Here is a 9,361-nt window from a genome sequence, read left to right as displayed (position 1 = left end):
GGTTTTCCTTACTGCTGATCTTCCGAAAAGACGCCAGCCGAGATGAGAGCGCCGCCGATATCGCGCTCGCCATACAGAAGTGGTTTGCAGCGGCCCTGGGCCGTGGTGGTGACCGCGCCGCCGAACGCATAGGAAGGCCTGTTGCCGTCGCCCTCCTTGTCCAACACGCCAACCGGTGACGGAGACATGCTCATGGCGATGCCGCCGATCATCAGGCCAGCACCAGCCGCCACCAGGTAGTATTGCTGGGTGATCGCGCCAATCACCACCAGGGCAAGACCGGCAATCGTGGCGAACAAACCGCCTCCCTTGCTGCCGATCACAATTGGGGCGATGCGGATCGGCTCAACAGTGTCCTGGCGCATCTCAATCTCGGTATCGCTCAGGTTCTTCTTCCCGCGGAACACTGCGTAGGTCAGGCCGCGCTCTTCCGAAAAGCGCAAGAAGCGTCTGAAGCCGGGGATCTTCACGCACAACGCGTGAATTGCCTCAGCGCATGACGTCACGGCCAGGTGGTGAACGCGACCGAACCGGGCGCCAAGCACGCCATAAAGCATCACCAGCACCACCAAGGGCTGCGGGTTAACCGTTGTTTTCATTGCCATCAGTCAACCTCCTGCATGCGTTGGTGCCGAAGAATCAGCACGGTGTAATCGGCCCACATGCCGCCGTAAACGTCGCGGGTGGATTTCTTGTTGTAGCGGTGATGAAGGAAGGTGCCTGGGGCCGGGTGTAGTTCCGGGGCGCTGGTCAGCAAACCGTCTCCCAGATAGATTCCTGCGTGGTTCGGTGCAGCGGCGTTGATCTGCATGACGATCATGTCGCCCTTGCGCGGCATCGAAACCGGATAGAAACCGGCCTCCTCGTAGTACTTCTCGTAGAGGCTCTCACCATTGTTCCACCAGCCATCCCGGCGTGGGTAGTTCGGCAATTCAATTCCATGCTCGCGCTCGTAGTAATCGCGGCACAGGGCATAGCAGTCCAGCAGACCGTGGCCGAACTCGCGGCCAACCAGCGGGGCCTGGTAACCATCAGGCTTGAACTCGAAGTACTCGCCAGACGGCCAGCTCACAATACCCCACGGCTTTTCATGCAATTCGCAGCTGACACGATCGGTCATGCTCGGCATGGGCGGAACGTCGGGATGAGAGTGAATGATCATCGTCACCTCGCCACGGTCCTCAGCGTCACACTTATCCTCGGGGTTGATGATGAAGTGCTCGCTCGGGGTCTTGGCATCGTTGCGGCAGGGAACGTACTTCAGCCGCCCTGCCTCACGAATCACCACGCCGCAGCTTTCCTTCGGAAACTCCGCCTCAGCGTGGGCCTGAATTTGTTTCAGCATCGTCTTGTTCATGGGGTCTATCCAATAAGCGCAGCGCCAGGGGCGCCGCCGAACGACAATGGGTTGCCCTTGCCAAAGCGGATTTCGCAGTCACTTGGCCGGCCACCACAGCGATCCAGTGCCGGGTCGTCGACTGGGTTGCCGTCGAGGTCGAACATCTTGATCCCGGTGTAGTTGCAGTCGGGCCCGCGGTATTCTCCCCATAGGCACCACTCGCACCGGTTCATGATTAGGCCGCCTGGAAGCCTCTGACCTTTAACGGCCGTCGGCGGCGCCAGCGAGAACACCACCTCCTCACGCAACAAGCTGGTGACCTGGTTGATATAGGAGATGTCGAGCCTCTCCATGGTGCTGGCCGTAGGGTTGCCCTCTGGAAAGTTCGCTGCATCCAGGTATTTCGCATACGTCTGTCGAACCGTCAGCTTTACGCCGCTCATCCCTTGGAAGCGCCGACAGAGTGCGGTGATCGTGCCGTCGATGTTGCTGATCTTCAGCATGGGTGTGGAGTTGTTGCCCTCAACACTTCGCCCGAACCCACCCGTTTCATAAGGCCGTGGCAGATACACGTCGCCCTTCCAGATGATCGGCGTGGACTGCTGGTGCGCGTGGTACCGCAAGATGCCCATGCCCCTAGCCTCACCATCCAGCTCGATCAACTGGATGATCGCGCCGGGCTCTAGCTTCTGGTCGTCCAACGTGATCATGGGTTGAATACCTGCTGGAAAGTGGTGCTTAGGGTGTACTTCTTGTTGCCGTGGGTTTGCAGTTGCCAGCCTCCGGTGGTGATGAACGCCCCTTGGACCTCAAGCGGCGGAGTCCACAGAAAGTGATTTGCCCCCTTGTGCCGCTTGAAGAACTCCCGGATCGGCTTGATGTAAGCCTCTCCGCCCGTAAATGAAACGGTGTACGCACCGGCGACATTGTTTATTCCGACCGATAATCGCTGGCTGTAGCCGTTGCCGAACTTCGACTCAAGCACGTCAGGCTGGTCGTCACCGGATGAGCCAACCCGGGGCGACCAGTTGAATACTTCTGCCATCAGCTGTTTCTCCGATTGTTTGGATCAAGTAGGCCGTTCTGGCCTTTCTCTTGCTGAATCACCTGCCGGGCTATCTTTGGCATTTCGGAACGAGCGGTGGCCAGAAGCGCCAGACCCATTTGCTCGTATACTTCCGGAGCGTTCACCGCCCCGCCCGATCCGTCGCCATTGATGTGCAAGTGGATCTCCGGCGCCGATCCTGAGCCGGCGGCTGCTGCGACAGATGGAGCGGTGAAGGCTGGCGAGATACCTGGGCTTCCGACAAATCCGCCGGTTGCATAACCCGGCTTACCGCTACGGTTCAGACCGATGAGGTAATCCTTCATCCCGGGCTGATCGACCACTTCCTTGCGGATGACGACCTCGCCGCCGTGAACCACCCCCTTCGGCTCAAACTTGCCACCGGGGCCGGTATAGCCACCCTCAGAGAAGCCGGCCAGCGCCATGCCGGCGACCATGCCCGCATTGGCATAGCCCGCAGCAAGCAGCGCCGCGCCCACCGGGATACCGCCCAGGATGGTCAGTTCCGCCGGTGCCTTCGCTGCAGCTATCTGGGCGTTCATGATGATCGACGCCACCGCGAACGCCTTTTGCGCTACAAACAATGCCTTGTACGCGCCGGACTGCTCGCCAGCGATCTTGCCAACCATATCGGCGGCCTGACCTGACAACTCGCTGAAGGTGCCGATCACGGCCACTTTATAAGCGCCCTGAATGTCAGAAAGCCTCGCCTGGTTCGTTTGATTGATCTCGACGACCCGGTCCAGGTATTGCTGCTCGGCGGCGAGCTTCTGCTCATTGGTGCTTTGCTGGTCGGCCAGGATCTGATCGCGCAGATCTGCCTGCATGGACAGCTGCTTGTCGTGCCACTTTTTCAGGGCTGCTTCAGCCTCGGCAATTTTTACCAGCTCACCGGAAGGACCGCCCACCGATGAATCAATGCCGCCGAACTCCGGCGCCTCGGTGACCGTGGCTTTCGATATGGCATCAGCGCCAGCACGATAGTCGTCCGACGAGAGTTTGCCGGTACGGTTGGCTGTTTCCAGCACCTGCATCCGTTCTTTCGTCGTTGCGAGCAGGGCTTGCTCTTTGGTTTGAAGGCTAGACATCAGGCCGTCATAGGCCTTTCTGGCATTTAGCGCATCAAGTTCAATAGCCTTGCCCTGAAGCATGACCTTGTTCTTTTCCGACAGCTTCGACAGCTCGCCCGTTGACAGCTCGTAGCGAAGACGCCCTATCTCGGTTGTTTCACCGTAAAGCGCGACCTGTTGGGTAAGGTTGTCCAGGGTTTGCTTGTATGCATTGTTGAGCTGCTCAGCTTGCCGCTGAATGTCCTCCGAGGCTTTCTTGGCTTTTTGCTGTGCCTCCTCAGAAGCCTTGGCTGCCGTTTCAGACCCCTTGATCGCACCGGCCAGAATGCGCCAGCCCTCGGCAGTACCCTGGTCAACGCCCTCCCGTTCAATCCTCCGGTTCACCTCGCCAACCAGATCGCCCCCATCTCTGACGGAGTTCAAGCGCTCAACGAGGGTTTTTGTGTAGGAGTTCCAGCCCTCAATGGTCTTCTTGTCGGGCCCCGCAATCTTTTTCAGCCCGGCGCCAGCCTGGCCGGCTGCGGTGGCCACATCGTTCAGGCGGGCGGTGAGCATATTGGCGACGTCGCCGTAATCGCCAGAGGCTTTGATCGCTTCGCCGTACGCTGATGCAGAAGCATTGATAGCCTTGGTCATCTCCTCGTTTGGGCCGATTGCCGCGACCAACTGCTGGCTAGCCGAGTCGATATCCAGGCCGCCGGCAATGCGGCGATTGAAGTCCGTCACCGCCCTGTCGCGCTGGAGTGGGTTGGCCGAGTAGGTATCGCCCCACTTGTCATTGCCTTGGGCAGCGGCGCGGATCTCGCGCAACGCCTTCTGTGCCGCCACTTGCGCATCGGCCTGCTGCTGGATAACGCCGCCGAGCTTGTATCGAGCCTGCTCTCTACCGAGTGCCGCAAACTCCTTGCGCAACTCCTCTACGGGCCGTTTGAGATCGACGGTAGCCTGGCGGGCTTTATCGCTGTTATCACTGAACAGAAGGTAGCTGGCAGCCACGGCACCGACGGTCAGTGCAAGTCCGGCAGGCCCACCCATAACGCCAAGAAGAGCCGCCCCAGCACGCCCAGCCAGCGACGTCGCTGCTGATTGGGCGGACTGAGCTGCAGTTTGTGCAGCGGCGGCCTGCGCATCTGCAAGCCTGGCGATCCGCAAGCGGCTGAGAGCGGCTGCATGCCCATCAGTAAACCTTGTCGCCGCAACTTGCGCATTTGCAGCCACCGTCTCGGCTGCTGCCCGTCTGACCGCCATATTGGCGGCATCAAGCTGAGCCCTAGAGCGCCCTATTTCAGCTGAGTTTGCTTCCCGAATAGCAGTAACCTGGGCCCACAGACTCTTGATCAAATCTCCCGCTTTCAGGCTGCCATACGCAGCACCAACAGTAAGCGCCGACGCCGCAAGTACGTCCATGTTTTCGGCAACAAAGGTAACGGCACGGGCAAGAATTTTGGTACTGCCGGTCGCGCCGTCCATCCCGCCCACCCAAGCCTGGAATGAGTTGCTGACGGTTGTAGTGGCTCGACTAACCGAGCCAGGTAGATCCTTGAATTCCCCCTGAAGGGTACCAAGCTGGCTAATCAGTGCCGGCACCACTTTGTCAATGGTAAGTAGGCCTTGGTCTGCCATTGCCTTGAGGTCTTTACGGGCAACGCCCATGCCGGTGGCAAGCGCCCGGATTACGCGATCACCGTTTTCGTTAACTGAGTTGAACTCCTCGCCGCGCAATACACCCTGACCCAAAGCTTGGGAGAACTGCGTGATAACAGAGGAGGCTTCTGCTGCACCAGCGCCGGAAAGCTGAAGCCCAAGGGCCAACGCTTCGGTGACACCCAAAGCCTCGCTCGATGAGTAGCCAAACTCGCGCATCGATGCGGACGAACGACTGAATAGACCTGCGTTGTCGGCAAAGGCAGTACCGGTGCGCTGACTGATCTCAAATAGCGCCTTTTGGTTTACAGAAAAATCCTCAGTGCTCGTGGAGGCCTGCTTCAGTCGAGCATTTACCTGATTCCAGCTGTCAGCCTGGTGAATGACATTCCCCACAGCAAGAGCGCCGGCCATGGCCTTTGCGTAGCCTCCCACTGAGGATGTAAGCGCCTGCATCGCAGAGCCCTGGGCTCGAACTGCTGCCTCCTGGGATCTCCACGAACTAGTCGCGTCACGGTTTCCAGAAGTGATGGTTCGCAGATAGCTCTGCCCCATGCGGCCAGCCCTTGCCATCTCACGCTGATATGCGCTCGTTTCGGCTGAGACGCTGACGATCAGGGAGCGAAGGGTTTGCCCTGCCATGCTTTTCTCCAGACATTAAAAAACCCGCCTTGGCGGGTTATTTGGTTCTCTCACTACTGAGAATTTCAGAATTCTGATCGATGTAGAAACGCCATCGATTCAGGCAGTCGGCAAAAACAACTATTTTATTAGGCGGGCTACTCATCTGCTCAGAGAGCCCCACGTATTCAACTTTGTCGCATTTCATCTGTTTGGCTGACTTTATCAGCGCCGCTCGCTCAGCGACTTTTATTCGCTCAACGCCATCATCGCCCCACTGCTGATAAGTCTTCGGGTAATGCTCTTTGGAGTAAACTGAAAGAGCGGACTCATCGATCACAACTTCTGAGTCCGGCCTTTCCGAATTTCCACAGCCTGCGATAACGACAGCAACTAAAACCGCGCACTTCCTCATGACCATCTTCCTTGCAAAAGAGAGAATCTAGCATGAGGATGGGACCTCGGACGGCGAGTAACCTACGTCACTCGGATGACTTGACCATCAAGAACGCCTTGAAGAGCTGTTCTCCCTCCTCAGCCTCCGCCGCCACATCAACCACCGCAGCCGCCTCATCCTTCCACTTAGGCATCAGGTCCACAGCAGAAACTTTCGCGCCTTGAGCCTGGAACACCGAAGCAGCAATGATCGAGGCCTGGATATCGCCGCGGGTGTCGCTTAGCGGTGACTCCTGGTTATAGGCCATCCAGAGGAACAGCTCCTCCGCGCTCATCCGTGAGCGCAGGTCCTGGAGTGTCATGCCAAGCCGAAGGGCAAGAGTCAGCATAAACACCAACTCCGGCTCCTCCGTCAGTCGTTTCCCGCGGCATCCACCGGGTCTTGCGCGCCAGCGCCGGCCGCTACGCCACTCAGCTCGAAAACCTTGCCGACGAGCCGGTCATGCACTGGGCTGAAGGCATCAGCTACGAAAGGCACGTCCTCGTCTTGGAACACTCGAGCATTGTTCTCATCAAGCAAGGCCCGCACCAGGACGAATGCATAGAGCGGCGAGGAATGAATCTCCACCCGCGGCTCCAGCGGCGCCTCATCAGCACTATCGGCGGCAGGAAACTGAGCCGGAAGCCCAGCATCCTGACGGGCCTCAGCAACCGCCAAAGCGGCGCGGCGGCGATACTCAACCCAGTCACCAGCGCTCAACGCCCTGACCACCACCTGGGCGCCCTCCCACTCATCAATGGTGAGGCGCTCATGCTTGAAGTTGCGCATTGGGTCCAGTGCCATGGAACGCAGATCAGCCACGGCGCCGTTTTTTGCCCGGGCCATTACGGCACCACCGGCAGGTCGAAGGAAACGGCGCCAGTGATACGCACGTTGAACGTGCCGTTGACGGTGCCGTTTGGCGCGGCGTCCCAGGTGAACTGGGTCACTAGACCTAGGAAGCTCGAAGACGAGCCGTCCTTGAACAGCGATTTGAAGGCGCGCGGCTCACCGTCATCACGAGCAGTACGCAGCACGGTCTGGGCTTCGTCGTCGGCCTTCCAGTTGCCGGACATGCTGAAGGTACCGTTGTCGGCCAGGCCTACGGTGAACTCTTTCGCCTCACTGGCGAGCACCGTTACTTCGATCTCATCCGACTGCCCGCCCTGGAACTGCGGCTGTTTGATCGTTACGGACAGATCGGCCCATTCAATGCCGACGGCCTTGGGGTCGAGCGTGGTGGCTTTGGAAACGCTGAGAGCCGTGCCCTGCGTTTTGACGAACTTCGCTTTCGTTGGAGTTTGAACGGCCATGTGGCCTCCTATGGTTGCAGGGTGTATTCCCAGCTCACGCTGAAAAGTTTGGTGTCGTTCTCGAACACATCCGCCAAGCGGTCTGCGCTGCCGGTGGTGAAGTCAGCGTCATCCGTGGCCATCGCGGTAAAGGCCTGGCCAGCAAGCGTGAGCGCCTCGAGGAAGCTCTCTCCCCAGGCGTCGAGCTGAATAGTGAGGTCGCTGGATCCGTCCCAGCCGGCGAGCGTGAAACCGGTGGTGGTGCCTACCGTTTGAATCACTAGGCGTGGCTGGGCGGCGTCCACCGGCGCAACGCCGAAGTACACTCGCCCGTCGACCAGAGGCGAAAGCCTGTCGATGAGGTATTTCTCAATCATTGGGGTTACCGGGTGATGGCGTTGTCGATGCCTTCGGCCAGCTTGTCGGCAACAGCCTTTTCGATCTGAGGCAGGCTGCCGTCCCAAGATGGTCGAATGAATGGATGAGCCTGCATCTTCGATGTGCCCAGCTCCAGGAACTTCCAGTAGAACGGTGATTCGTAATCCGTTTTGGAGGTGCGCCCTTTTTTGCCGGGGCGCTTGAGCGCCTTGGCTTGTTTGCCCGTTGGATTCTTTACGCGAATGCCGGCAGTAGCGCCGCCAGGCGTGTCAGCCTGTTTCACGCTGACCGCAATAATGTTTTTCTTCAACTTGCCCGTGCGAACTGGTGCAGTACTTCGGGCCTTGTCCCTAGCCACCCTGGCACCAGCCATAACTGCATCCCTGGCGATCTTGTTGCCTACTGACTTGGCCAGGCGTTCGAAATCGGCCTGCAGCTCACCAAGCCCCAAAACAGTCAGCGATCCGTTGCTCATTTTGGCTTCACCGTTTTACACATGAGTTTCAGCATGTCGCGCTGGTTGGTGGCAAGCGGCGCGATGATTTCGTAAGTGGTGCCGTCGTGCACCAGGTGCTGGCCCGCTACTACGTCCTTGCGGTAGCGGATGTTGATCTCAACATTGACCGTGACCTGCATCTGTGACGCGGCTTCGTACATGCGTCCAGAGGGAATGTTGATCTCCGCCCAGAGCTTGCCCAGGTCGCCCCAGACCTTCGAGGGCTGGCCGAGGCCGTCCTTGCCTTCGATGTAGCCGCGCCGCATGCAGCGGTGACGCATTGGGCCGGCTCTCATATATTCACCCAGCGATGAGGCTTCCAAAGCGCATTGGTCGCCATAGGCAACTCAGCAGTGATCGTTCCAATTACCACCGTCTCGCGGTTGCTATACCAATGGCCGATTAGCAAAAGCGCTCCCTGCTTAATCGCCTTGGTCATCAGCAGCGCATTGCCGACCGGATCTGGCAACGCTATCTCTGGATCGACAAGTGTTCGATTGGTCCAGGTCTCAAACGCGCTGAGGGCTGCATCCCTGTAGCCCTCAATCAGCGCATCCTCGTCGTCATGGTCGACCCGTAAGTGAGCCTTGACGATGGGGAGATCAATCACTCTTTGGCACCAGCGCCTGAAGCGCCTCTTTGTTGGCGGAGGGATCGAACTCAATCCCTTTGCCGGTGAGCCAGCCCTTCAGATCGGGAACCTTCATCTTCAGCGGATCGGTTTCTTTCTGAGCCTCGATCGCAGCGTCGATTTCTTCCTGAGAGCTGCGCGAAGCGTAACCCTCGGGCGGGTAATTCACTGCCAGGTATCCGACTGCTAAAAACTCAGCAATGGTCGGGCCATCCAGCTTCAGACCATTGGCGTCCAGTTGATTGGTATAAGACGCCACCCCCAGGTGCTCGACCGCCACCAGCGCGCAACGCTCCGAGACCTCCTGCTCGCCAGCAGGAACCTCAACCACATGGTTGCCGTCCGCAGAGAATGGGAACGGCTTTTTCACAATAATGATCGGCATAAA

At 58.7% G+C, this 9,361-nt stretch carries 14 protein-coding genes; all 14 read right to left on the bottom strand.

The window, feature by feature from the left end; genetic code table 11:
- Positions 1-8: 8 nt before the first annotated feature.
- The gene (locus MF6394_RS22695) at positions 9-605 is read right to left on the bottom strand and encodes a tail assembly protein (RefSeq protein ID WP_233100670.1); all 597 of its coding nucleotides are present in this window, start codon (positions 603-605) and stop codon (positions 9-11) included.
- A complete protein-coding gene (locus tag MF6394_RS22690; protein ID WP_078467606.1) occupies positions 605-1,357 on the bottom strand; it encodes a C40 family peptidase in 753 nt (250 codons plus the stop codon). The genes MF6394_RS22695 and MF6394_RS22690 overlap by 1 nt, the downstream gene beginning before the upstream one ends.
- A gap of 5 nt (positions 1,358-1,362) precedes the next feature.
- On the bottom strand, positions 1,363-2,049 hold the full coding sequence (locus tag MF6394_RS22685; protein ID WP_078467605.1) for a phage minor tail protein L: 687 nt from the start codon (positions 2,047-2,049) through the stop codon (positions 1,363-1,365).
- Complete coding sequence (locus MF6394_RS22680; protein ID WP_005785361.1) at positions 2,046-2,384, bottom strand: phage tail protein; 339 nt, start codon at positions 2,382-2,384, stop codon at positions 2,046-2,048. Before MF6394_RS22680 ends, MF6394_RS22685 begins: the two co-directional genes overlap by 4 nt.
- Positions 2,384-5,761 carry a tape measure protein gene (locus MF6394_RS22675; RefSeq protein WP_078467604.1) on the bottom strand — a complete coding sequence of 1,126 codons (3,378 nt, stop codon included), beginning with the start codon at positions 5,759-5,761 and terminating at the stop codon, positions 2,384-2,386. The genes MF6394_RS22680 and MF6394_RS22675 overlap by 1 nt, the downstream gene beginning before the upstream one ends.
- Positions 5,762-5,798: 37 nt before the next feature.
- Positions 5,799-6,155: a hypothetical protein gene (locus MF6394_RS22670; protein WP_078467603.1), complete on the bottom strand. Its 357-nt coding sequence runs from the start codon at positions 6,153-6,155 to the stop codon at positions 5,799-5,801.
- Between the two features lie 67 nt (positions 6,156-6,222).
- Positions 6,223-6,525, bottom strand: coding sequence for a phage tail assembly protein T (locus tag MF6394_RS22665; RefSeq protein ID WP_102047817.1), 303 nt, complete (start codon positions 6,523-6,525; stop codon positions 6,223-6,225).
- Between the two features lie 23 nt (positions 6,526-6,548).
- A complete protein-coding gene (locus tag MF6394_RS22660) occupies positions 6,549-7,022 on the bottom strand; it encodes a phage tail assembly chaperone (protein ID WP_078467602.1) in 474 nt (157 codons plus the stop codon).
- Positions 7,022-7,489 carry a phage tail tube protein gene (locus MF6394_RS22655; RefSeq protein WP_057711965.1) on the bottom strand — a complete coding sequence of 156 codons (468 nt, stop codon included), beginning with the start codon at positions 7,487-7,489 and terminating at the stop codon, positions 7,022-7,024. Before MF6394_RS22655 ends, MF6394_RS22660 begins: the two co-directional genes overlap by 1 nt.
- Before the next feature lie 8 nt (positions 7,490-7,497).
- Entirely contained in the window at positions 7,498-7,845 is a 348-nt protein-coding gene (gene gp17, locus MF6394_RS22650) for a tail completion protein gp17 (RefSeq protein WP_078467601.1), read from the bottom strand.
- Positions 7,846-7,850: 5 nt separating this feature from the next.
- Positions 7,851-8,321: an HK97-gp10 family putative phage morphogenesis protein gene (locus MF6394_RS22645; protein ID WP_078467600.1), complete on the bottom strand. Its 471-nt coding sequence runs from the start codon at positions 8,319-8,321 to the stop codon at positions 7,851-7,853.
- Positions 8,318-8,623 (bottom strand): phage head closure protein, encoded by a 306-nt coding sequence (locus MF6394_RS22640; protein WP_238597308.1) that lies wholly within the window; start codon positions 8,621-8,623, stop codon positions 8,318-8,320. Before MF6394_RS22640 ends, MF6394_RS22645 begins: the two co-directional genes overlap by 4 nt.
- An 11-nt stretch (positions 8,624-8,634) precedes the next feature.
- Positions 8,635-8,952: a head-tail connector protein gene (locus tag MF6394_RS22635; protein ID WP_078467598.1), complete on the bottom strand. Its 318-nt coding sequence runs from the start codon at positions 8,950-8,952 to the stop codon at positions 8,635-8,637.
- Entirely contained in the window at positions 8,945-9,358 is a 414-nt protein-coding gene (locus MF6394_RS34245; RefSeq protein WP_078467597.1) for a HeH/LEM domain-containing protein, read from the bottom strand. Before MF6394_RS34245 ends, MF6394_RS22635 begins: the two co-directional genes overlap by 8 nt.
- Between the last annotated feature and the right edge of the window lie 3 nt (positions 9,359-9,361).

The sequence above is a fragment of the Pseudomonas sp. MF6394 genome, from assembly GCF_002018845.1.
In the GTDB taxonomy this organism is placed as follows: Bacteria; Pseudomonadota; Gammaproteobacteria; order Pseudomonadales; family Pseudomonadaceae; genus Aquipseudomonas; species Aquipseudomonas lactis.
Note: the sequence above shows the minus strand (reverse complement) of the source record. Positions and strands in the feature narration are given on the sequence as shown.